The organism is Nocardia sp. NPDC058705, assembly GCF_042749305.1.
GTDB lineage: Bacteria > Actinomycetota > Actinomycetes > Mycobacteriales > Mycobacteriaceae > Nocardia.
In genome coordinates, this window is the sequence record NZ_JBHYRN010000019.1 from 68,459 (window position 1) to 91,023 (window position 22,565).

A 22,565-nucleotide genomic window follows, 5' to 3' on the forward strand; every position below is an offset into this window, starting at 1 on the left:
GGCAGAGTTGTCGGCGTGGCCCTGTTCGCGGTTCTGTACTTCGTGCTGTACGTATTCTGGCTGTTGCTCATCAGTCGGGTGATCGTCGAGCTCATTCGCAGTTTCGCCCGCGACTGGCGTCCGTCCGGTGTCGTGGCGATCGTCCTCGAGTCGGTCTTCACAGTGACAGACCCGCCGGTGAAACTCCTGAGGCGGTTGATACCTCCTGTGAAACTTGGGCAGGTCAGTCTTGATCTTTCGATAATGGTCCTGATCATCCTGGTCATCGTTCTGATGAATATCGTGGGTACGCTCGCTTAGACCGTGACCTCCGTGTGACACAATGAATCGAGAAGACCGCTTGCTAGTTCTCCAAAAGACGCGTGAAGGGATCCTTCGATGCCGCTGACTCCTGCCGATGTGCACAACGTCGCGTTCAGCAAACCGCCGATCGGTAAGCGCGGCTACAACGAGGACGAGGTCGATGCTTTCCTGGATCTCGTCGAACAGGAGCTTTCGCGCCTGATCGAGGAGAACGCCGACCTGCGTCAGCGGGTCGCCGAACTCGACACCGAGCTGGCCGACGCCAAGAAGAACCGCGGGCCCGCCCCGGTCAACGCCGCGAAGGCGCCTGTGCAGCAGGCTCCGCCGCCCGCCCCAGAACCTGTTCCGCAGCCGGTTCCGGTCGCGCCGCCCGCTCCGATGCCCGTCGCGGCGCCGGTGCAGAACAGCGGCCCGGACGCGAACATGCAGGCCGCGAAGGTGCTCACCCTGGCGCAGGAGATGGCCGACCGCCTCACCACCGACGCCAAGACCGAGTCCGAGGGCCTGCTGTCGAACGCGCGGGCAAACTCCGAGCGACTGGTCGGCGACGCCCGCACCCGCTCGGAAGCGATGATCGCCGACGCGCGTCAGAAGTCCGACGCGATGCTGGCCGACGCGCAGAACCGCTCCGACACCCAGATCCGGCAGGCCAAGGACAAGGCAGAGGCGCTCACCGCCGACGCCGAGCGTCAGCACGCCGAGATCATGGCCACGATTACCCAGCAGCGCACAGTGCTGGAAAGCCGCATCGAGCAGCTCAAGACCTTCGAGCGCGAGTACCGCGTGCGCCTGAAGTCCTACCTGGAATCGCAGCTGGAAGAGCTCGAGAACCGTGGGTCGGCTGTGCCGGTCGACGGCGGCGAGTTCGCGGGCGAAACCAACGGTTCGGCCAACAGTCTGGCTCCCGCTTCCTTCGCCAAGGGCGGCAAGTAAACTGGTTTCCGGGTCGCGCGACGCAGCGCGTCGCGTGATTCGGGAACGCCCAGTTTTCGTCGGGCTGCTCGGTTGGCTTGGGAGTCACCATGCTCGTCTTGACGCTTGTTCTTGCAGCGATCGGTTTCGGACTGTTGGTCGCAGCCCTGGCCACCGGTTCGGTGGTCTGGGCGTGGGGATGCATTCTGATCTGTGTGGTCGGTGCCGCGAGTTTGCTCGTGAGCGCACTGGCCACGCGAAAACCCGAAAGCGAAGCGGCCCCACCCGGCCGACACGCCCGGCGGAACTGAACGGGCGCGAAATATCGGCTGGACGCGCCCGGTTAGAATTGCAGTACACATGACGTTGATCCGGCTATCACCGGGGAGTCTTCGGAAGAACAGCGTTCGCGCTCAGTAGAACCGAACGGGTGAGCCCGTCACAGCTCACACAACGAGAGGCTCGGTCTGTTCCCTCGGGAAAAGGCCAGGCAAACGGGGTGGTACCGCGGTACGGCGCACCGGCGCCGACATCGTCCCCGTGCCCACATTCCGCGCTCACAGCGCGGCGGCACGAGGAGCAATCCGCGATGGCGGACGAGACAACTACCGGTAGCGCATACCCCCGGGTCGACTTCGGCGCGGCCGCGGGCGCGTCCTTCCCGGAGCTCGAAACCCAGGTGCTCGACTACTGGGCCCGCGACGACACCTTCCGCGCCAGCATCGCCAACCGCGACAGCGACGAGGAGTTCGTCTTCTACGACGGCCCCCCGTTCGCCAACGGTCTGCCGCACTACGGCCACCTGTTGACCGGCTACGTCAAGGACCTGATCCCGCGCTTCCAGACCATGCGCGGCAAGAAGGTCGACCGCCGTTTCGGCTGGGACACCCACGGCCTGCCCGCCGAGATCGAGGCCGAGAAGCAGCTCGGCATCACCGACAAGGCCCAGATCGAGCAGATGGGGCTGGCCGAGTTCAACGCCGCCTGTAAGTCCTCGGTGCTGCGCTACACCAACGAGTGGCGCGAGTACGTCACCCGGCAGGCCCGCTGGGTCGACTTCGACAACGACTACAAGACCCTGGACCTGGACTTCATGGAGTCGGTCATGTGGGCCTTCAAGTCGCTGCACGACAAGGGCCTGATCTACCAGGGCTTCCGCGTGCTGCCCTACAGCTGGTACGAGCAGACGCCGCTGTCGAACCAGGAGACCCGCCTCGACGACGCGTACAAGATGCGTCAGGACCCCGCGGTCACCGTCGACATGCAGTTGACCGTCGCGGCCGAGCACCCCCTCGCGGCCCTGGACGGCGCGAACGCGCTGATCTGGACCACCACCCCGTGGACCCTGCCGTCCAACCTCGCGATCGCGGTGCACCCCGACGTGCGCTACGTGCACGTGCGCGGCGCCGACGACAAGCGCTACCTGCTTGCCGCGGAACGTCTTTCGCACTACAGCCGCGAACTGGGCGACGAGCCCGAGGTGCTCGGCGAGTACGACGGCGCGGCCCTGGCCGACCTGTCCTACGCCCCGCCGTTCGACTTCTTCGTCGGCCACCCCAACGCGCACCGCGTGCTCACCGCCGACTACGTCACCACCGACTCCGGCACCGGAATCGTCCACCTCGCACCGGCTTTCGGTGAAGAGGACATGGACGTGGCCACCGCCAACGGCATCGACATCGTCCAGCCGCTCGACCCGGCGGGCAAGTTCACCTCGATGGTGCCGCCGTACGAGGGCCTGATGGTGTTCGACGCCAACCCGGTGATCATCAAGGATCTCAAGGCCGCCGGAAAGCTGTTGCGGCACGAGACGATCGAGCACTCCTACCCGCACAGCTGGCGTTCGGGCCAGCCGCTGATCTACATGGCCGTGCCGTCGTGGTTCGTCGCGGTCACCAAGTTCCGTGACCGGATGGTCGAACTCAACCAGCAGATCAGCTGGGTGCCCGAGCACATCCGCGACGGCCAGTTCGGCAAGTGGCTCGAAGGCGCGCGCGACTGGAACATCAGCCGAAACCGCTACTGGGGCAGCCCGATCCCCGCCTGGGTGTCGGACAACCCGGCCTACCCGCGCGTGGACGTGTACGGCTCGCTCGACGAACTCGAAGCCGACTTCGGCGTGCGCCCCACCGACCTGCACCGCCCGCACATCGACAACCTCACCCGGCCCAATCCCGACGACCCGACCGGGCAGTCGACCATGCGCCGGGTGCCCGAGGTCCTGGACTGCTGGTTCGAGTCGGGCTCGATGCCCTATGCCCAGGTGCACTACCCGTTCGAGAACAAGGAGTGGTTCGACAGCCACTTCCCCGGCGATTTCATCGTCGAATACAACGGGCAGACCCGCGGCTGGTTCTACACGCTGCACGTGCTCTCGACCGCGCTGTTCGATTCCCCGGCGTTCAAAACCGTTGCCGCGCACGGCATCGTGCTCGGTGAAGACGGCCTGAAGATGTCGAAGTCGAAGGGCAACTACCCCGACGTCAACGAGGTCTTCGACCGCGACGGCTCCGACGCCATGCGCTGGTTCCTGATGAGCTCGCCCATCCTGCGCGGCGGCAACCTCATCGTCACCGAGCGCGGCATCCGCGAAGGCGTGAGCCATGCCATGCGCCCGCTGTGGAACGCGTGGACGTTCCTGCAGCTCTACGCCTCGAAGCCGGGTGTGTGGCGTACGGATTCGCCGAATGTGCTCGACCGGTACATCCTGGCCAAGCTCGCGGTCACCCGCGACGTGGTCACCGAGGCCTTGGAGACCTACGACATCGCCGGTGCCGCCGACGAGCTGCGTGGTTTCGCCGACGCGCTCACCAATTGGTATGTGCGCCGGTCGCGTTCGCGCTTCTGGTCCGAGGACCGCGACGCGGTCGACACCCTGCACACGGTCCTCGAGGTGGTCACCCGCCTGGCCGCACCGCTGCTGCCGCTGATCACCGAGGTCATCTGGCGTGGCCTGACCGGCGAACGGTCGGTGCACCTCACCGACTGGCCGACCGAGACCGAGCTGCCGCACGACCCCGAACTGGTCGCCGCGATGGACGAGGTGCGGGTGGTCTGCTCCACCGTGCTGAGTCTGCGCAAGGCCCAGAACCTGCGGGTGCGCCTGCCGCTGGCCGAGGTCACCATCGCCGCGGCTGACGCCGAACGGTTGGCTCCGTTCACCGAGCTGATCGCCGACGAGGTCAACGTCAAGAAGGTCGACCTGACCACCGACGTGTCCGCGCACGGCCGCTTCGAACTGGTCGTCAACGCGCGTGCCGCCGGTCCGCGCATCGGCAAGCAGGTCCAGACGGTGATCAAGGCCGTCAAGGCGGGGGAGTGGAGCGTGTCCGCCGACGGAGTCGTGTCCGCCGCCGGGATCACCCTGCTGCCCGAGGAGTACACCCAGCGCCTGGTGGCCGCCGAACCCGAGTCCACCGCCGCCCTGCCCGGCAATGCCGGCTTGGTGGTGCTGAACTCGGTGGTGACCGAGGAACTGGAGGCCGAGGGCTGGGCCCGCGACCTCATCCGCGACCTGCAGGAGACCCGCAAGTCGCAGGGCCTCGAGGTGTCCGACCGGATCAGCGTGGTCCTCGACGTTCCCGCCGAGCGGGCGGAGTGGGCGGCGACCCACCGCGACCTGATCGCCGGGGAAATCCTCGCTACCGCACTGACTTTCGGTGACGCCGGTGCCGACGCTGCCGAGATCACCGGCGGCGTCAAGGTTTCGGTCGCCAAAGTCTAGGACTCGCGACAGCGAAAGGGCGGGACCAACTGGTCCCGCCCTTTTCGCGTGAATTCTGTTACTCCACAACAAGTTCCACCGGGATATTGCCCCGGGTGGCATTGGAGTATGGGCACACCTGGTGGGTGGTCTCGATGAGCTGCTGCCCCTGCTCGTTGTGTAGGTGCTCGGGCAGCTCCACCCGCAGCACCACCGAGAGCCCGAACCGGCCGCCTTCGAGGGGATTCAAACCGACCTCGGCAGTCACCGACGCATCGTCGGCATCGACCTTCATCCGCTTGGCGACCAGCTGCAGCGCACTGGCGAAACAGGCCGAATACCCCGCCGCGAAAAGCTGCTCCGGGTTGGTGCCCGCGCCGTCGCCGCCCATCGCCTTGGGGCGGGCGAGCGTCAGATCGAGCACGCCGTCATCGGTGTACGAACGGCCGTCGCGGCCGACCGAGGTGGCGATCGCGGTGTAGATGGGAGCCATGGGTGTCCTCCTAGACAGACTTGTCTGTTCACTTGCGATCGAGAGTAGACAGACCTGTCTGCTACTGTCAAGGAGTGAGCGCAGCCCGTGTCCGTCTACTCGAAACCGCCACCCGATTGTTCTATGCCGAGGGAGTGCACACGGTCGGCATCGACCGGATCATCGCCGAGGCCGGTATCGCGAAGGCCACGTTCTATCGACACTTCAAAACCAAGGAAGACCTGGTCGTCGCCTATTTGGAGCGTGAATACGGGCGCCAGCGCGAGGCGCTGGAATCGGTCGAGGCGCACGGCTTCGACGGCATCGTCACCATCTTCGGCACGCTCCGCGACATCAGCTGCGGCCCCGGTTTCCGCGGCTGCCCCTTTCTCAATGCCGCCGTCGAATTCCCCGACCCGACCCATCCGGTCCGCCGCGTCGTCGACGACTACCGCACCTGGTTCCGCGAGCTGATGGCCGAACGTCTCCGCGCGGGCGGCCATCGGGCGCCCGACGAAGCCGCCCGTGTCCTGCTCATGACCCGCGACGGCGTCACCATCAGCGGCGGCGTCGGTGACAGCGAGACAGTCCGCGCGGGCATCGCGGCGGCGATGAACCAGATCGCCTGATCGCGGGCACGTTGCTCGCAGCGGGAAACCCTTGCGCAGCAGCGGTTTCCGGGGCATTCGCGCAGCGGCCGATGAATTCTCGCCGTTGGGCGCGTCAGAACGTGCATGACGACGCACACACTCGAACTCCCCGACGCAACGCTCACCTACGACGTCCACGGGCCACTCCCGACCGCCGATGGGCGCCCGCCGCTGGTCATGATCGGTCTGCCGATGGACGCGAGCGGCTTCACCGCGCTCGCCGCGCATTTTCCCGATCGCACGGTCGTCACCTACGACCCGCGCGGCCTCGGGCGCAGCGTCCGCGCCGACGGTGAGGTCGACAATGTCCCCGCCGTCCACGCCGGCGACGTGCACGCCATCATCGAGGCCATCGGCGCCGGTCCGGTCGAGATGTTCGCCAGCAGCGGCGGGGCGCTCGTCGCGCTGGCGCTCGTCACCGCGCATCCCGCCGACGTGTCCACGCTGGTAGCGCACGAACCGCCGCTGCTGACGGCACTCCCCGATGCCGCGGCGGCCGACCGCGCCGCGTCCGGATATCGCGACGCCTACGCGGCGAAAGGGTTCGGTGCGGGCATGGCGACGTTCATCGCGATGACCTCCTGGCAGGGCGAATTCACCGAGGAGTACTTCGACGCGCCCGCCGCGGACCCCGCGCTGTTCGGCCTGCCGGTCTCCGACGACGGCGTCCGTGACGACCCGCTGCTGTCGCAGCGTTCCCGACCGGTTCTCGGCTACCGCGCCGACATCGCGGCGCTGACCGCCGCACCGACCCGGATCGTGCTCGGCTACGGCGAGGAGTCGAAAGGCACAGTCACCGAACGCACCTCGTCGGCACTCGCCGACCAGCTCGGCCACCAGCCGGTGCTGTTCCCCAGCCACCACGGTGGCTTCACCGGTCCTGAGTCCGGCTACCCGGGCCAGCCGGAGGCTTTCGCCCGCACCCTCCACGGCGTCCTCGACCGGATCAACTGATCTTGTCCGGACCCCTCACCGGCGAAGAGTCGCGACGAATCGAAAATGATGCTGGAAAGTTGCTGAACTTTGTGACATCGGCGACCGTATCCGGCACAATCGTGATGTTACTGCTGATGCGCATGGAACCGCTGAGGTGACAGTAACTGCTCGTGACGATTGTCCTGTGGAAACGGTGCCGCGCCGACGGTAGTGATACCTCGGCGCGCCACCGGATCAGTGGGTGGTCCATTCGTGAATCAGGCGATGCCGCCCGATAGCCGACCAGCCGGAAGCCTTGCTACCGGCCGTGAGGAAGGGCGCGCACTTGAAGCGAAAAGTTCTGCGACGATTAGCCTTCGGATTCGTCGCCACCATCGCCACCACTCTTTTGATGGCAGGCCCCGCGTGGTCACAACCCGGTAGCTCGTCGGGTTCGGGCGAATCGGGTTCGTCATCGGGCAGCTCCAGCGGCTCCGGCATGATCCCGTTCCCGAGCGCCACCGGCATCGGCGCGCTCACTGCGGCCATGACCCAGATCGGCAAACCCTACGAGTGGGGCGCCAACGGCCCACACGCCTGGGACTGCTCCGCCCTGGTCCAGTGGGCGTTCCGCCAGGTCGGCGTCACCCTCCCACGCACCACCTGGGAGCAGGCGAAAGTCGGCCTCCCGGTCACCTTCGGCGGTCTGGCCCCCGGCGACGTCGTCATCCTCAACGGCGACGGCTCCCACGTCGGCATCTACGCAGGTGGAGGCCAACTCCTGGACGCCCACGACTGGGGCGTGCCGGTCGGCCTACATCCTCTACGCGAATTCGACATCTTCGCGATCAGAAGGTTCTGAATTCTTGGCGGCTGGCCCCGCAATCGCGGCCCTTCGGGCCCCGATTCTTCCCTCCCGGCGGGCACTCCTTCGTCGCAGGAGTGATGGTCAGCTCTAACCCGGGACCCTCTGGTCAGTCCAGAATCGGGCGGGCCGCGAGAAAGACCTCAGTCCACCAGCGCGCGCAGTAGCGGCCCGTATTCGGGGTGGGCCAGGGCCGAGGCGAACTGGGCCACCAGGTAGTCGGCCGGGTTGCCGGTGTCGTACCAGCGACCCTGGATGACCTGGCCGTACACCGCATGCTCGGCGGCGTAGTTGTTGATCGCGTCGGTCAGGTACACCTCGCCGGTCTGGTGGGTGTACCAGTTCTCGGTCTGGGTGCGCAGCTCGTCGATGATGCCCGGCGTCACCACATACCCACCGATCGCCGCGAAGGCCGACGGCGCGTCTTCTGGCTTGGGCTTCTCCATCAGACCGGAGATGCGCAGCAGCCCGTCGTCGAGGTCCTCGCGGACCACCGGCACGCCGTAGCGCTGCGATTCACCCGGCGACATCGGCAGCAGCGCCAGCACCGGGCACCCGGTCGATTCGTAGGCGGTGATCAGCTGCTGGGCGCGCGGTACCTCGGCGACGAACACATCGTCGGGCCACAGCACCAGCATCGGTTCGTCGCCCAGATGCCGGGCGGCGTTGAGCACCGGCGTGCCGTTGCCGTACGGGCCGTGCTGGTCGAGGTAGGTGATGTGGCCCTCGCGGGAGAGCTCACCGACCTCCTCGACGGCGTCGGCGTAGGCGGACTTGCCGTCGGCGCGAAGCTGGGCGACGAGCGCCGGATTCGGCCGGAAGTGATCCTGGATCAGCGACTTGCCGCTGCTCACGACGATGGTGATGTCGGTGATCCCGGATGCCACCAACTCACGCACCGTGTGCTCGATGACCGGTTTGTCGCCGACCGGCAGCATCTCCTTCGGCGTCGCCTTGGTCAGCGGAAGCAGCCGGGAGCCGATTCCCGCCGCCGGAATGACAGCCTTGCGGATCTTCATCCCTCGATCATCACATATTTCGCTGTGTCATCGGTGTGCCACCGCTGGGAACGGGCTGTGCGGAGTTGTCGGTGGCCCGGCGTAGATTGCGCGTCGTGAGCACCCACAACCCGGCCGCCGGTGCCCCGGCCAGGCCCGATGCGGCGGTTACCGCCCGTCGCTGGGTGCTGCACATCGATATGGACGCCTTCTTCGCCTCGGCCGAGCAGTTGACAAGGCCCACGCTGCGTGGCCGCCCGGTCCTCGTCGGCGGGGCTACTCAGCGCGGTGTGGTCGCGGGGGCCAGTTACGAGGCTCGGGTCTACGGCGCGCGCTCGGCGATGCCGATGCATCAGGCCCGGCGCCTGATCGGTGTGTCGGCCGTGGTCGTGCCGCCGCGTGGCGCGCTGTACTCGGTGCTGAGCGGGAAGGTGTTCGACGCGTTGCGCAGCTGTGTTCCGGTGCTCGAAACGCTGTCGTTCGATGAAGCCTTCGCCGAGCCTGCCGAACTGGTCGGCGCGAGTGTCGCCGAGGTCGAGGACTACTGCGCGATGCTGCGCGCTCTCGTTCTGACCCAGACCGGCCTCACCGCCTCCGTCGGCGCGGCCACCGGCAAACAGCTCGCCAAGATCGGCTCCGGCCTCGCCAAACCCGATGGGATGCGGGTCATTTCGCCCGCGGAACAGGGCGAGCTGCTCGCCGCGCTGCCGGTGCGCAAACTGTGGGGGATCGGCCCGGTCGCCGAATCCAGGCTGCGCAGCCTCGGCATCGAGACGGTCGGCGCGTTCGCCGCACTGCCGGAATCGGAGGCCGCCTCGATCCTCGGCGGCAGCATGGGCGCCGCACTGCACCGGCTGGCGCGCGGGATCGATGACCGACCCGTCACCGAACGCGCTGAGGCCAAACAGATCAGCGCCGAGAACACCTACGAGCGCGACATCGTCACCATGGCCGAATTACGTGCCGCCGTCACCGCGATGGCAGCGTCGGCACACCGCAGACTCGAACGCGACGGCCGCGCGGCCCGCACCGTGGTCCTCAAACTCAAGAAGTCCGACATGGGCATCGTGACCAGGTCGTTCACCCTGCCCTACGCCACCGCTGACCTGACCACCCTCGCCGCGGCCGCACAGCGCTCCGCGATCGACCCCGCCGAGCTCGGCCCGATCCGCCTCGTCGGCGTCGGTTACGGCGGATTGTCTTTGGTGCGCCAGGAATCGCTGTTCCCCGAACTCGATCAGGCCGTGCCGGAGGATCTCGGAACCGTCACCGAACCACCACCGGAAGAACAGCCGAGTCTGCTTGCGGGACTGTGGTTTCCGGGAATGGATGTGAGTCATCCCGAATTCGGGCACGGCTGGGTGCAGGGTGCCGGCTACGGCGTGGTGACCGTGCGTTTCGAGACCAGCTCGACAGGTCCCGGTGCGGCGCGTACCTTTCCAGCCGACGACACGGGGCTGACACGGGCCGATCCGCTGGCCAGTCTCGCGTGAGGAGTAGCCTCGGCTACCGCGATGGAACGACTCCCCCTCGAACGCAAAGGACGAGCAGTTGAAGCTTCGTACGACCGGACGTGTAGCGATCGCCGGACTGGCTGTGGTCGCCGCCCTCGGCCTGAGCGCGTGCAGCGACGACAAGGGTGACAAGCCCGCCGCCAAAACCACCACCAGCATGAAGACCACGGCCGCGGCGGCCGCGGACCTGCCGCCGGTGCCGACCGTGGAGCAGCTCAACGAGCAGCTCAATACCGCGCTCGACCCGTCGGTGCCCAACGATCAGAAGCTGGACTTCGTGCAGGGCGGCGAAGCCGACCCGGAGCTGCCCAACCGCTTGGCGCAGGCCGCGAAGGACGCAGCCGTCCAGGTCCAGGTCACCGAGGTGACCTCCTTCGGTGACAGCGTCAACGCGAAGGCCAACTTCACCCTCAACGGCCAGACCAATGTCGTCGACGTGCCGTTCGTGGCCGAAGACGGCAAGTGGAAGGTCCAGAAGTCGTGGGCCTGCGGCATGATGACCAATCTGGGTCAGACCTCGGTCGCCTGTCCCTGATCCACCCCGCTCGAGCCCCGTTCGGACGTTTCCGGACGGGGCTTTCGCGTGCCGGTCGTGACGGTGTTTCGCCTGCTGCCGACGACGCGGCTACTATCGGGCCCCGTGGTAGAGACGATCGTGCGGCAGGGGCATCCGCCCAGGGATGTGTCGGAGCCGGTGCGACGTGATCGCGCGGGGTGGGCGCGCATCGTCGCGATCGTCGCCGGACTGATCGGCATTCTCAGTGCCGCGGTGATCCCGTTCCTGCCCGTCCGGGTCGACGCCGCGACGGTGTCCTGGCCCCAGCAGGGCTCGCCCGCCGCGGTCGAATCGCCGCTCATCGCCTACGCGCCAGCCGCCCTGACGGCCACGGTGCCGTGTGCCTCGTTGAGTTCTCTGTCCGCCACCGGCGGCGTCGCGGTCTCGACCGTGCCGCGTCAGTCGGCCGACATGGAGAAGTACGGCTTCGTCGTCAAGGTGGTCGCCGACACCGCCGAGCGTCCCGGCCGGGTCGACGTCGTCTCGCGCTCGACGCTGATCTGGACGGCACCGCTCGCGCAGGTGGTCGGGAGTTCCTGCGCGCTGGCGATCGCGATCACGCCGCAGGAATCCACCGTCACCACAACAGGTCTCGGTCAAGGCGCCGCCGTAGCCGCCGATCTGCGACCCCAGGTCGTCGGCGTGTTCAGCGAACTGACCGGCGCCGCCCCCGCCGACCTCGCGGTCCGCGTCGACGTCGACGCCCGCTACACGTCCTCGCCCACCTGGCTCAAACTCGCCGCGATCGTGCTGTGCCTGCTGGCCACGGCGCTGTCGCTGTTCGCCCTGCACCGCCTCGACGCCCTCGACGGCCGCGCCGCGCGCCGATTCCTGCCGCAACGCTGGTGGCGACTGCGCCCCGTCGACTGGCTGGTGTTCTCGGTCCTGCTCGTCTGGCACTTCATCGGCGCCAACACCTCCGACGACGGCTACATCCTCGGAATGGCAAGGGGCGCGCAGAGTTCGGGCAACATGTCCAACTACTACCGCTGGTTCAGCGTCGACGAGGGCCCGTTCTATACCCCCTATGTCGACATCATCGGCTGGCTCACCCACATCTCCGCGGTCAGCCCGCTGGTCCGCCTGCCCGCCCTCGGCGCAGGCATCCTCACCTGGTGGCTGATCAGCCGCGAAGTGCTGCCCCGCCTCGGCGTCGCGGTGCGGCGCGAACGCGTCGCCACCTGGACCGCGGCCTTCGTCTTCCTCGCCTTCTGGCTGCCCTACAACAACGGCCTGCGCGCGGAATTCGTTGTCGCACTGGGCGTTCTGGTCACCTGGGTCTGTGTCGAACGAGCGATCGCGACCCGTCGCCTGCTGCCGTTCGCGTTCGCGGTGATCGTGGCGGCGTTCACCCTCACCGGCGCGCCCTCGGGCCTGATCTGCCTGGGCGCGCTGGTCGCCGGTGCGCGGATCGTCACCGCCGTGATCGTGAAGCGAGCGAAGACGGTGGGATACCTCGCCCAGTTGCTCCCGATTCTGGCGGCCGGTGCTGTCGTGATGACCGTGGTGTTCGCCGACCGGACCTTCGCGGGCGTGCGGGAGATGTTCGCCGTGCACAGCGTGATCGGGCCGGGGGAGTCCTGGTTCTTCGAATTTCTGCGCTACCAGTTCCTGCTGCAACTCAATGCCGACGGCTGGCTGACCCGACGCTTCGGCGTGTTCGTGATGCTGCTCGGTCTGGTCGTCTGCATCGCCATCATGCTGCGTCGCGGTGGGCATATCCCCGGCACCGCGGTCGGCCCGACTCGGCGCATCCTCGGAATCACCGCCGCTGCCATGGTTTTGATGATGTTCTCGCCCACCAAGTGGACCCACCAGTTCGGCGTGTTCGCCAGCTTGGCTGCCTGTGTTGCCGCAGTGACCGCAGTGGCCGTGAGTCCGAACGTGTTGCGTCCGGTGCGTAACCGCGCGCTGTTCGCCGCCGCCCTGTTTTTTGCGCTCGCTGTGACCTTCGTTGGTGCGAACGGCTACTGGTACGTCTCCGCGTGGGGCATCCCGTTCTGGGATAAGCCGCCGACCGTCGCGGGGTTCGGCATCTCGACCGTGTTCGTCGGCCTCACAGTGTTGGCACTCGCCGTCGCCGCGTGGTTCCACATCCACCCTGATCCGAAGCCAGGGCGACTGACCGGGCGAATAGGCGGGTTGCCGGTACTCGCTGTCGCGGCCGCGATGATCGTGCTGTTCGAGGTGGCATCCTTCGCGAAAGCCACCGTCGCTCAGTATCCGGCCTACTCGCTGGCAAGTTCCAACTTCTCTGCGGCCTTCGCCGGTGGGTGCGCCATGGCTGACGAGGTCCTCGTCGAAACGGATCCGAATGCGTCGATGCTCGCGCCGCTGAACGGTGATCTCGCGACCGCTATGGGAGGAACAGAGTCGGCCGGCTTCCAAGTCGACGGTGTCGCACCGGTACTCGTTTCCGACGAAGTGGAATCGACGACAGGTCAGGCGAACTCGGTTTCCGACGATCCGGACAAGCTTCGTGACGCGTCGACCTCCGCGGGCTCGGAATCACGGCGGGGATCGCTGCAACTGCCGTTCGGCCTCGACCATGCGACGACCCCAGTCATGGGTAGCTATCGACCCGGTACACAGGAACCTGCTTCGTTGACCACCGGCTGGTTCCGTTTGCCCGACGGCCCGCGTGGCCCGCTGCTCGCGCTGTCGGCGGCAGGCCGGATTCGTTCGATCGATGCCGACGGCGTCGTCCGCCCCGGCCAGGAACTCGCCGTCGAGTACGGAACCACGGCGGCGGATGGCTCCGTCGCCATCTCGGGTCAGGTATCCCCGATCGATATCGGCCCAGCTCCCATGTGGCGCAACTTGCGCGTTCCGATGGACCAGTTGCCCGCCGACACCGACGTCATCCGTCTGGTTGCGACCGACAGAGATCTCGGCGCGGATCAGTGGCTGGCCGTCACCCCGCCGCGCATGCCGCAGACCACCACCTTGAGTACCGTCGTCGGTCGCACCAGCCCCGTGCTCTTGGATTGGGCTGTGGGACTGCACTTCCCGTGTCAGAACCAAATGCCCACCTACAACGGTGTCGCCGATCTTCCTGAATTCCGAATCCTGCCCGACCGCAATACGGCCACCATCACCAACCTCTGGCAGGGCCACGACGGCGGCGGCCCCCTCGGCTGGACCCAACTCCTCTTCACCGCCCGAACCCTCCCCACCTACCTCAACAACGACTGGGACCGAGACTGGGGCTCCCTCGAGCAATACCTCCCCCTCGACACCACCGCCACCCCGGCCAAGGTCGACATCAACCCCCAAACCCACTGGGGCACCTGGACCCCCGGCCCCACCATCACCGCCTGGTGACACCCATTTCAAGATCACCATGTCTTGGTGCTGGTCGGCTCTCGGCCGATGCTCGCACCATGACATGGTGATCGTCCGTCCAGTCGAGCTCCTCGGGATGTGAGGGCGGTGTGGACTCGGGTCAGGAGGGTGTGGGGGCGGTTGTGGAGTAGGTCGGCGCTTACGCGGATGATGTGCCAGCCGTGTTCGGTCAGGGCTGCGTGTCTGTCGATGTCTTTTGTTCGTTGTTTCGGGTCGGTCCAGTGTTGGGCGCCGTCGTATTCGACTGCTACTCGCCATTGTTTCCAGCCCATGTCGAGTCGGGCTATGAATGCACCGGTGGTGGATCGGACTACGACCTGGGTGGTTGGCGTGGGGAGGCCGTGATCGACCAGGAGTAGGCGGGTCCGTGACTCCGGTGGTGATTCTGCACCGGGATCGATCAGGGGAGTAGTGCGCGTAGCTGTGCGCAGCCGCGTGCGCCGGGGTGTTCGTCGGCGAAGGCCGAAATCGTGCTCGGCGCCAATTTCGTTGCCCGGCACAGTGCATCGATGACCTGGACGGCGCGATCGCGCTGGAGCCGACATCCCAGGTCGAACGCGGTCCGCACCGGTGTCGTCACCGGAAACCCGTTCACCTCGCATCGTTCGTGTCGGGCGATCCGCGCCTGGATCACCCGGATCCCCGACGGCGCCTTGCGCGAGTTCGGCAACGCCACCTCAGCGGGAGAATCAGCCTCGATCCACGCGGTTCCCCACAACACCGCAGCGGACAGGCCGACCAGAACCCCGGCCCCCTTGGTCCAATGCACCGCAGCCTGAGCCCGCCCAACCGCATCCAGCGGAATCCCCCGACGCGCATAGACATCAGGTGCGATCTGCACGAAGTCGTGCACCAACTGCCACCTCGTAACCAGACCCGCCGCAACCGCCCACGACCCGACAAAAGGCCCCACCAATACCCCCATACGACCCATAGTCCCCCACCCCACCGACACCGCCGCACACCCCGACACTGGACATTTGATCACCATGCCCTGGTGCAAGCATCGCCCGAGAGCGGACTGCACCAGGACATGGTGATCAATGGTCCAAGTTGGGGTTAGTGGGAGTTGGTGGCTATGCGGAGGGCGAGGTCGGGGAGGTCGGCGCCGGTGAGGCCGGGGTAGCCGTGGAGGAGGGCGCGCCAGGGGGCGGGGACGGCGGAGGCTCCCCAGCGGGCGCCGAGGAGGCCGCCTGCGATGGCGGCGGTGGTGTCGGTGTCGTTGCCGGCGCGGACACACGCTTCGAGGGCGAGCGGAAGGTGTTCTGGTGTCGACTGGTCGGTGGTCGTGATCGCCCACCACGCGGTCTGCAGCGCGTGCACCACCCACCCGTTGTTCGGGAAATCGGCGGGCGTGCCCTTCTCCGCCTCGTCGAGCCGCTCGGTCCAATACGCCGATTGCGGTGAGCCGCTCACATATTCGCGAACCCCGTCGAAATCAGCGTTCAGCACAGCATGCCGAATCGCGTAGGTCCACACCTTGCACGCCTCGACCGCATGCTCGTCGTAGTGCGTGAGCAACCCGACCCGACCTGCCGCCGCCACACATTCCTCGGCATCATCGAGATAAGCCAACGCCACCGGCGCAGTCCGCATCAGCGACCCGTTACCCCCGGTTCGCCCCGTCAGCGACATCGCCACGGCTTGCATATCCAACGCGGAGGAAGGCCTGGTGGACAACACAGTTCGAGTCTGATTCCCGATGTCGGGCGGCTTCGAGTCGAACCAGGACACGAACCCCGCCGCGACCGCATCGAGATCGATCCCCGGTCCACCCGCAGCAGCCACCGCGACCGCCAAAGCCATCGACGTATCGTCGGTCCACTCACCCGGCGCCCAGTCGAACACACCACCACCGACCATATCGATCACCACATCCGGCCCAGGATGCGTGAACTCGTACCCGGCCCCCAACGCATCACCAGCCGCAGTCCCGACAAGCACCCCAGCGACCCGATCCGTGTACCCCGCGTCATGCACGAAAACCCACCCCTTTCGGGCGCCCACTATCCGATTGTCCAGTTATCGAGCCTACCGGTCGGCTTGCGAACTACGACGTTTCTCGCCGGTGCGACACCGAATCGAGCTATTGCGCGATGACGTCCGTCGGCTCGGCCACAGAGGGCTGACGGCTACGGCGAGCCCGGAGCAGGGCGTCGGTGGTGAATACCGCGAGGGCTGTCCAGATCAGGGCGAAGCCTGCCCAGCGGGAGGCGGGCATGGGTTCGTGCATGACTGCTACGCCCCAGGCCATCTGGAGGGCGGGGGTGAGGTATTGGAGGATGCCCATGGTCGAGAGCGGGACGCGCTTGGCGGCGACGGCGAACAGGAGCAGCGGGAGCAGGGTGACGGGGCCGGTGGCGAGCATGAGGCCGAAATGGGCGGGGCTGGAGGTCATTTCGCTGCGGCCGGTGGCCATCAGGACGATCAGGAACGCCAGCGCGAACGGCACCGCCACGATGCCCTCGGCCGCGATGCCGGGAAGCGCATCCAGGCGGATCACCTTCTTCACCAGCCCGTAGGCGGCGAACGAGCAGGCCAGGATCAGTGCGATCACCGGCGGCCTGCCGTAGTCGACGGTCAGCACCACTACCGCCAGCGCGCCGAGCCCCAACGCCACCCACTGCGCCCTGGTGAGTTTCTCGCGGAACAGCAGCACACCGATGGCGACGGTGACCAGCGGGTTGATGAAGTAGCCGAGCGCGCATTCCACGATGTGGCCGGTGGTGACGCCGAAGACGTACACACCCCAGTTCAGCGACAACGCCGCCGAGGCCGCCGCGGCCAACCGCCAGGTCCTGGCATCGATTCCGCGCAGGCTGCCCAGCCGTCCGGTCAGCGTGAGCACGGCCAACACCACGACCAGCGTCCAGACGATTCGTTGCGCCACCACTTCGGCGGGTGAGGCAAACGCCAGCAGCCCGAAGAAGGCGGCGAACGACCCCCAGATGAGATAGGCCCCCGCACCGAAAACGACACCGGGCGGGGACGGGCTGCGCTGCATTCATCCCATGATACGACCGACTAACCTGACGGTCATGTCCATTTCCGTGCAGGAGCCCGCGGCCGCCGGGCTCACCGCCGCACAGGTCGACGAGCGCCGCCGCGACGGGCGCACCAACGACGTCCCGGCCAGAGCGAGTCGTTCGGTCGGCGAGATCGTCCGGGCGAATGTGTTCACCCGCATCAATGCCATCCTCGGTGTGCTGTTCCTGCTGGTCTTGTCCACCGGCTCGATCATCGACGGCATGTTCGGCCTGCTCATCGTGGCCAACAGCGCGGTCGGCATCATCCAGGAGGTCAGGGCCAAGCGGACTCTGGACGAGCTGGCGATCGTCAGCCAGGCCAAGCCGACGGTCCGCCGTGACGGCGTGGCGAAGCAGGTCGCGCCCGGCGAGGTGGTCCTCGACGACCTGATCGAGCTCGGCCCCGGCGACCAGATCGTGGTCGACGGCGAGGTCGAAGAAGCCGCCGCACTGGAAATCGACGAGTCGCTGCTCACCGGTGAGGCCGACCCGATCGACAAGGGCGTCGGCGCGCCGGTGATGTCGGGCAGCTTCGTGGTGTCGGGTTCGGGCGCCTACCGTGCCACCAAGGTCGGCAAGGACGCCTACGCCGCGAAACTGGCCGAGGAAGCCAGCAAGTTCACGCTGGTGCACTCCGAACTGCGCTCGGGCATCGACAAGATCCTGAAATTCATCACCTACCTGCTCATCCCCGCAGGCCTGCTCAGCATCTACAACCAGCTCGTCTCGAGCGGCGAATCGTGGCGTCCGGCCGTCACCGGCATGGTTGCCGCACTGGTGCCGATGGTCCCCGAGGGCCTGGTGCTGATGACCTCGATCGCCTTCGCGGTCGGTGTCGTGCGCCTCGGCAAACGCAAATGCCTCGTGCAGGAACTGCCCGCGATCGAGGGCCTTGCCCGGGTCGACGTGGTGTGCGCCGACAAGACCGGCACCCTCACCGAGAACGGCATGCGCCTGGCGCAGGTCGAACCCCTCGGCGCCTTCGACGAAACACAGGTGAAGGCAGTCCTGGCCGCGCTTGCGGGCGACGACCCGCGCCCCAACGCCAGCGTCCAGGCCATCGCCGAAGCGCTGCCCGACTCGCCCGCCTGGTCGCAGACCGCTATCGCCCCGTTCTCCTCGGCCAAGAAGTGGAGCGGCATTTCCTATGGCGCCCACGGTGATTGGCTGCTCGGCGCCGCCGACGTGCTCCTCGACCCCGCCTCCGCCGATGCCGCCCACGCCGAGCAACTCGGCTCCTCGGGTCTGCGTGTGCTGCTGCTGGCCCGCAGCGACCGTCCGGTCGACGCCGACGACGCGCCCGGTCAGGTCGAGCCCGCCGCGCTGGTCGTCCTCGAACAGAAGGTCCGTCCCGACGCCAAGGAAACCCTCGAATACTTTGCGAGTCAGCAGGTTTCGATCAAGGTGATCTCCGGCGACAACGCGGTCTCGGTCGGTGCGGTCGCCTCCTCGCTCGACCTGCCCGGCGGCGACCACGCCGTCGACGCCCGCACCCTGCCCGACGACCAGGCAGCCCTTGCCGACGTGCTCGATCACGAAACCACCTTCGGCCGTGTGCGTCCCGACCAGAAGCGCGCCATGGTCGGCGCCTTGCAGTCGCGCGGCCACACCGTCGCCATGACCGGTGACGGCGTCAACGACGTGCTCGCGCTCAAGGACGCCGACATCGGTGTCGCGATGGGCGCGGGCAGCCCGGCCACTCGCGCGGTGGCGCAGATCGTGTTGCTGGACAACAAGTTCGCGACCCTGCCGTATGTGGTGGGGGAGGGTCGCCGGGTGATCGGCAATATAGAACGCGTCTCGAACCTGTTCCTCACCAAGACCGTGTACTCGGTGCTGCTGGCGTTCCTCGTCGGCATCGCGGGCGTCGGTTCGCAGATCTTCGGCTACGACCCCATCGGCTATCCGTTCCTGCCGCGCCACGTCACCATCGCGGCCTGGTTCACCATCGGCATCCCCGCGTTCGTCCTCTCGCTGGCCCCCAACAACGAGCGCGCCCGCACCGGCTTCGTCGGCCGCGTGATGCGTCTTGCGGTGCCCTCGGGCGTGGTGATCGGCATCGCGACGTTCGTGGCCTACCTCATCGCCTACGCCGGACCCGAAGCCACCGAAACCCAGAAGGTGCAGGCGGGCACCACCGCGCTGATCACGCTGATCATGATCGCGGTGTGGGTGCTGGTGCTGGTGGCGCGACCGTATGTGTGGTGGAAGGTGGTGCTGATCGCGGTCTCGGTGCTGGCCTACGTGGCGCTGTTCACGATCCCGTTCACCCGCGAATTCTTCAAACTCGATCCCACCAACCCGCGGCTCACCCTGGCCGCGGTGGTGTGCGGTGTGATCGGCATCGCGCTGGTCGAACTGGCCTGGTGGGTGCAGGCGCGGCGCACCGCCGGTGCGGGCAAGCTCTTTCCGCCGGTGGGTGCGCAGGGGGCGTGATCGATCGCTGACCCGGGCCGGAGCGGCTTCGAGAACCCTTGCGCCGGACGAACATTCGGTGTTGGAGTACCTTTGCCGGTTATGGAGGTAACGCTGTCGTGCTCGCACCGTCTCGGGACCACCCGGTGACCCCCGACGAACTGGACGATCTGTTCTCCGACCTCATCGGAGAGATCGATCGACTCGACGTCGATGCGCTGGAATTAATGGCGGCGGCGTACGACCAGGCGGGAGATGTCGATCGGGCCCGCGCACTGTGGGAGCTGGCCGAGACGCGCCGCGCGATCTGACCGCACCGGGGCGCGACAGTGCTGTGCGAGCTGATTATTTCAGCGGCACAGGGTAATCGGTGGTCTCGGTTCGGGTGTGTGCGACTCCCACGGTCGCGGCTCGCCGGAGATCTACTCGGAGGGAACAGGGCCGTCGTCGGGATTCGGTGTGACGGTATTGCTGCTGCCGGGCAGCAGTGGACTCACCGCGAATCGGCCCGCGACGGCGTCGGCCGGGAGCGCCTGCACCGCCCTGATGTCGGGTTGCGTTGCGAGGTCACGTAATTCGGGCAGGGAACCGCGTACCACGATCCCGGCCGTGCACGCGCAGCCGGCCCGCAAGCGGCTCTCGGTGAGGCGGGCGATTTCCGCGCTGCGCTGATCGCGGACCTGTTGTGCCGCAACCAAACCCGCGGCGGCCTCGCCGGACTTCACCGCGGGCTCGTCACCGCCGGGGGTCGCGACGGTGATCACCGGTGTCTGCACTCGATCGACCGGCACGTGCTGGATCACCCCGGAGATCCGCAATCCCTCGGCCGCGGCCGGAAGCTGTTGGGGCGTCAGGTATTCGGTGAACGAAACGAGTGCCCAGTGCGGGTCGGTGTCGCCGCCGTCGAGGGAGGTCCGTGCGTCGGCCAGGTACTGCTCGACCTGCTCACCCGGCGCGGGCCCCAGCCGATCGGTCGTCACCGCCGAGGCGGGCGCCGGTTCCCGGAACGCGACCACCAGCAGAATCACCGCACCGATCGCCGCGATCCCGTAGACGGCGGCATTACGCATCGAGAATCGACTCTCGTCGGCCTGCGACCCCGCCGCCGGCATGTTCTCGAAGGACGCGCTGTCGTCCACTGTCGCTCCCGCCTGTTCGGCAGGCGGTTCCCCGCGGTCGTCCGGCGCCGTATCCGGCGCCGGTTCGGACGACCGCGGGTCGTCAGGCATTACGTAATACGTCCAAGGCGCCCGCCAGATCGGCGGGGTACTCGCTGGTGATCTCGAGCCAGCGACCGTCAGCGGGATGGTGGAAGCCGAGCTGACGCGCGTGCAGCCACTGCCGTTCCAGGCCGAGACGCTTGGCCAGCGTGGGGTCGGCGCCGTAGGTGAGGTCACCCGCGCAGGGGTGGCGCACCGCCGAGAAATGCACGCGGATCTGGTGCGTGCGGCCGGTTTCGAGGTGCACATCCAGCAGACTGGCCGCCTGGAACGCCTCGATGGTGTCGTAGTGGGTCACGCTGGGGCGACCGTCGCCGGTCACTGCGAACTTCCAGGCATTGCCCCGCGCACGCCCGATCGGCGCGTCGATGGTGCCGCTGCTCGGATCCGGGTGTCCCTGCACGAGTGCATGGTATTGCTTGTCGACCGTGCGTTCCTTGAAGGCGCGCTTGAGCATCGTGTAAGCGTGTTCGGATTGTGCCACCACCATCACACCGGAGGTGCCCACGTCGAGCCGGTGCACGATGCCCTGGCGTTCGTGCGCGCCCGAGGTGGAGATGCGGTAACCCATCGCCGCCAGCCCGCCGACCACGGTCGGGCCGGTCCAGCCCACACCGGAGTGCGCGGCGACGCCGATCGGCTTGTCCACCGCGACGATGTCGTCGTCGGCGTAGAGGATGTTCATCCCGTCGACGGGGGTGGCCTCGACGGTGAGTTCGCGCTTGGGTTCGGGGAAGATCACTTCCAGCCACGCGCCTGCGGTGAGCCGGTCGGACTTACCCGCCGCGACTCCGTCGATCTGTACCGAGCCGTCCTCGGTGAGCGCGACGACCGCGGTCCGCGACAGCCCGAGCAGCCGGGCCAGACCGGCGTCCACCCGCATCCCGTCGAGTCCGTCGGGCACGGGCATGGTCCTGGTTTCTCTCAATGGGTCTCCTCAGAATGTTTGCGACCGCTGCGGGTGCCGTCCGGTTCGAAACCGAACACGGTGAGCGCGACCAGCAGGATCGCCCCGCACACGATGGCCGAGTCGGCGACGTTGAAGACCGGCCACCAGCCGATGGCGACGAAGTCGACCACATGGCCCTGCAGCGGGCCCGGGTAGCGGAAGAGCCGGTCCACCAGGTTGCCCAGCGCGCCACCCAGGACCATGCCCAGGCCGATGGCCCACCACAGCGAACGCAGCGTGCGCCCGATCCGGATCACACCGATCACCACCGCGGCGGCGATCAGGGTCAGCAACCAGGTCATGCCGGTCGCCATCGAGAACGCCGCGCCCGGGTTGCGCACCAGGGTGAACCGTGCGAAATCACCGATGATCGGCACCGATTCGCCCGGTTGGATGAGGGCCACCGCGAGGCATTTGGTCAGCAGGTCGAGCCCGAACAGCACGGCGGCGATGATCAGCAGCGTCGGCAAACGGCGGCGACCAGCGGGTTTCGCCGTCTCGGTGGTCTCGGGCACAGCAGCGGCCGACTGCGGGGCTGCGTCGTCGCCGGTCTCGGGGACGGCAGCGTGGTCGGTTGGCCGGTCTTCACTCACGCACCCATCATTCCCTAGTGGTGATCTGGCCTGCGCCGCGGTGCCCGGGGAGTCCCAGGTATTACTCAGGAAGCGGTCGTACCCTGATGCCTGTGACGGTGTTGTCTAGATCTCGCTTACCCCGCATCG

The 22,565-nt window shown here is 67.2% G+C and carries 20 protein-coding genes; 11 read left to right on the forward strand and 9 right to left on the reverse strand.

Annotated features, from left to right (window positions below; all coding sequences use genetic code 11):
- Positions 1 to 15: 15 nt before the first annotated feature.
- The 3 genes from ACFW6D_RS21355 (at position 16) to ileS (ending at position 4,939) form a co-directional block, all read left to right on the forward strand.
- A complete protein-coding gene (locus ACFW6D_RS21355; protein WP_379330639.1) occupies positions 16 to 300 on the forward strand; it encodes a YggT family protein in 285 nt (94 codons plus the stop codon).
- Positions 301 to 378: 78 nt separating this feature from the next.
- Positions 379 to 1,236 carry a DivIVA domain-containing protein gene (locus ACFW6D_RS21360; protein WP_379330641.1) on the forward strand — a complete coding sequence of 286 codons (858 nt, stop codon included), beginning with the start codon at positions 379 to 381 and terminating at the stop codon, positions 1,234 to 1,236.
- 568 nt (positions 1,237 to 1,804) lie between these two features.
- Complete coding sequence (gene ileS, locus ACFW6D_RS21365) at positions 1,805 to 4,939, forward strand: isoleucine--tRNA ligase (protein WP_379330643.1); 3,135 nt, start codon at positions 1,805 to 1,807, stop codon at positions 4,937 to 4,939.
- A 58-nt stretch (positions 4,940 to 4,997) separates the two neighbouring features.
- Here ileS and ACFW6D_RS21370 read toward each other — a convergent pair whose 3' ends face one another.
- Positions 4,998 to 5,411, reverse strand: a complete 414-nt coding sequence (locus tag ACFW6D_RS21370) for an organic hydroperoxide resistance protein (protein WP_379235912.1) — start codon at positions 5,409 to 5,411, stop codon at positions 4,998 to 5,000.
- 74 nt (positions 5,412 to 5,485) lie between these two features.
- Here ACFW6D_RS21370 and ACFW6D_RS21375 point away from each other — a divergent pair, with 74 nt between their 5' ends.
- From ACFW6D_RS21375 to ACFW6D_RS21385, 3 genes are all read left to right on the forward strand, one after another.
- A complete protein-coding gene (locus ACFW6D_RS21375) occupies positions 5,486 to 6,019 on the forward strand; it encodes a TetR/AcrR family transcriptional regulator (RefSeq protein WP_379330645.1) in 534 nt (177 codons plus the stop codon).
- A gap of 105 nt (positions 6,020 to 6,124) precedes the next feature.
- On the forward strand, positions 6,125 to 6,994 hold the full coding sequence (locus ACFW6D_RS21380; RefSeq protein WP_379330647.1) for an alpha/beta fold hydrolase: 870 nt from the start codon (positions 6,125 to 6,127) through the stop codon (positions 6,992 to 6,994).
- A 307-nt stretch (positions 6,995 to 7,301) separates the two neighbouring features.
- Positions 7,302 to 7,817 (forward strand): NlpC/P60 family protein, encoded by a 516-nt coding sequence (locus ACFW6D_RS21385; protein WP_379235918.1) that lies wholly within the window; start codon positions 7,302 to 7,304, stop codon positions 7,815 to 7,817.
- 146 nt (positions 7,818 to 7,963) lie between these two features.
- Here the strand turns inward: ACFW6D_RS21385 and ACFW6D_RS21390 are convergent, their stop codons facing one another.
- Complete coding sequence (locus ACFW6D_RS21390; RefSeq protein ID WP_379235920.1) at positions 7,964 to 8,839, reverse strand: UTP--glucose-1-phosphate uridylyltransferase; 876 nt, start codon at positions 8,837 to 8,839, stop codon at positions 7,964 to 7,966.
- A 179-nt stretch (positions 8,840 to 9,018) separates the two neighbouring features.
- Here ACFW6D_RS21390 and ACFW6D_RS21395 point away from each other — a divergent pair, with 179 nt between their 5' ends.
- The 3 genes from ACFW6D_RS21395 to ACFW6D_RS21405 all read left to right on the forward strand — a co-directional run bounded on the left by ACFW6D_RS21395 (position 9,019) and on the right by ACFW6D_RS21405 (position 14,212).
- Positions 9,019 to 10,311, forward strand: a complete 1,293-nt coding sequence (locus tag ACFW6D_RS21395; RefSeq protein WP_379330752.1) for a DNA polymerase IV — start codon at positions 9,019 to 9,021, stop codon at positions 10,309 to 10,311.
- A 58-nt stretch (positions 10,312 to 10,369) separates the two neighbouring features.
- A complete protein-coding gene (locus ACFW6D_RS21400) occupies positions 10,370 to 10,867 on the forward strand; it encodes a hypothetical protein (RefSeq protein WP_379330649.1) in 498 nt (165 codons plus the stop codon).
- Between the two features lie 105 nt (positions 10,868 to 10,972).
- Positions 10,973 to 14,212 carry an arabinosyltransferase domain-containing protein gene (locus tag ACFW6D_RS21405; RefSeq protein WP_379330651.1) on the forward strand — a complete coding sequence of 1,080 codons (3,240 nt, stop codon included), beginning with the start codon at positions 10,973 to 10,975 and terminating at the stop codon, positions 14,210 to 14,212.
- A gap of 14 nt (positions 14,213 to 14,226) precedes the next feature.
- On the opposite strand, the gene ACFW6D_RS21410 is transcribed toward ACFW6D_RS21405, so the two are convergent.
- The 4 genes from ACFW6D_RS21410 to rarD all read right to left on the reverse strand — a co-directional run bounded on the left by ACFW6D_RS21410 (position 14,227) and on the right by rarD (position 17,237).
- Entirely contained in the window at positions 14,227 to 14,505 is a 279-nt protein-coding gene (locus ACFW6D_RS21410) for an endonuclease domain-containing protein (protein WP_379330653.1), read from the reverse strand.
- Positions 14,506 to 14,633: 128 nt separating this feature from the next.
- Positions 14,634 to 15,086, reverse strand: coding sequence for a hypothetical protein (locus ACFW6D_RS21415; protein WP_379330655.1), 453 nt, complete (start codon positions 15,084 to 15,086; stop codon positions 14,634 to 14,636).
- A 206-nt stretch (positions 15,087 to 15,292) separates the two neighbouring features.
- Positions 15,293 to 16,213: an ADP-ribosylglycohydrolase family protein gene (locus tag ACFW6D_RS21420; RefSeq protein ID WP_379330656.1), complete on the reverse strand. Its 921-nt coding sequence runs from the start codon at positions 16,211 to 16,213 to the stop codon at positions 15,293 to 15,295.
- Between the two features lie 106 nt (positions 16,214 to 16,319).
- Positions 16,320 to 17,237, reverse strand: coding sequence for an EamA family transporter RarD (gene rarD / locus ACFW6D_RS21425; RefSeq protein ID WP_379330658.1), 918 nt, complete (start codon positions 17,235 to 17,237; stop codon positions 16,320 to 16,322).
- A gap of 34 nt (positions 17,238 to 17,271) precedes the next feature.
- On the opposite strand from rarD, the gene ACFW6D_RS21430 reads away from it, so the two are divergent.
- Positions 17,272 to 19,695, forward strand: a complete 2,424-nt coding sequence (locus ACFW6D_RS21430; RefSeq protein WP_379330660.1) for an HAD-IC family P-type ATPase — start codon at positions 17,272 to 17,274, stop codon at positions 19,693 to 19,695.
- 98 nt (positions 19,696 to 19,793) lie between these two features.
- Positions 19,794 to 19,985, forward strand: a complete 192-nt coding sequence (locus ACFW6D_RS21435) for a hypothetical protein (RefSeq protein ID WP_379330662.1) — start codon at positions 19,794 to 19,796, stop codon at positions 19,983 to 19,985.
- A 111-nt stretch (positions 19,986 to 20,096) separates the two neighbouring features.
- On the opposite strand, the gene ACFW6D_RS21440 is transcribed toward ACFW6D_RS21435, so the two are convergent.
- The 3 genes from ACFW6D_RS21440 to lspA form a co-directional block, all read right to left on the reverse strand.
- Positions 20,097 to 20,813, reverse strand: a complete 717-nt coding sequence (locus ACFW6D_RS21440; RefSeq protein WP_379330664.1) for a hypothetical protein — start codon at positions 20,811 to 20,813, stop codon at positions 20,097 to 20,099.
- Positions 20,814 to 20,895: 82 nt separating this feature from the next.
- A complete protein-coding gene (locus ACFW6D_RS21445) occupies positions 20,896 to 21,822 on the reverse strand; it encodes an RluA family pseudouridine synthase (protein ID WP_379330666.1) in 927 nt (308 codons plus the stop codon).
- Positions 21,819 to 22,436, reverse strand: coding sequence for a signal peptidase II (lspA, locus tag ACFW6D_RS21450; protein WP_379330668.1), 618 nt, complete (start codon positions 22,434 to 22,436; stop codon positions 21,819 to 21,821). The genes ACFW6D_RS21445 and lspA overlap by 4 nt, the downstream gene beginning before the upstream one ends.
- Positions 22,437 to 22,565 lie beyond the last annotated feature (129 nt).

What these genes read in the sequence shown, in the direction of transcription:
- ACFW6D_RS21410 (WP_379330653.1), bottom strand. Translation starts at nt 14,505, where the DNA reads ATGGGCTGGAAACAATGGCGAGTAGCAGTCGAATACGACGGCGCCCAA.
- ACFW6D_RS21395 (WP_379330752.1), top strand. Translation starts at nt 9,019, where the DNA reads ATGGACGCCTTCTTCGCCTCGGCCGAGCAGTTGACAAGGCCCACGCTG.
- rarD (WP_379330658.1), bottom strand. Translation starts at nt 17,237, where the DNA reads ATGCAGCGCAGCCCGTCCCCGCCCGGTGTCGTTTTCGGTGCGGGGGCC.
- ileS (WP_379330643.1), top strand. Translation starts at nt 1,805, where the DNA reads ATGGCGGACGAGACAACTACCGGTAGCGCATACCCCCGGGTCGACTTC.
- ACFW6D_RS21430 (WP_379330660.1), top strand. Translation starts at nt 17,272, where the DNA reads ATGTCCATTTCCGTGCAGGAGCCCGCGGCCGCCGGGCTCACCGCCGCA.
- ACFW6D_RS21360 (WP_379330641.1), top strand. Translation starts at nt 379, where the DNA reads ATGCCGCTGACTCCTGCCGATGTGCACAACGTCGCGTTCAGCAAACCG.
- ACFW6D_RS21370 (WP_379235912.1), bottom strand. Translation starts at nt 5,411, where the DNA reads ATGGCTCCCATCTACACCGCGATCGCCACCTCGGTCGGCCGCGACGGC.
- ACFW6D_RS21390 (WP_379235920.1), bottom strand. Translation starts at nt 8,839, where the DNA reads ATGAAGATCCGCAAGGCTGTCATTCCGGCGGCGGGAATCGGCTCCCGG.
- ACFW6D_RS21380 (WP_379330647.1), top strand. Translation starts at nt 6,125, where the DNA reads ATGACGACGCACACACTCGAACTCCCCGACGCAACGCTCACCTACGAC.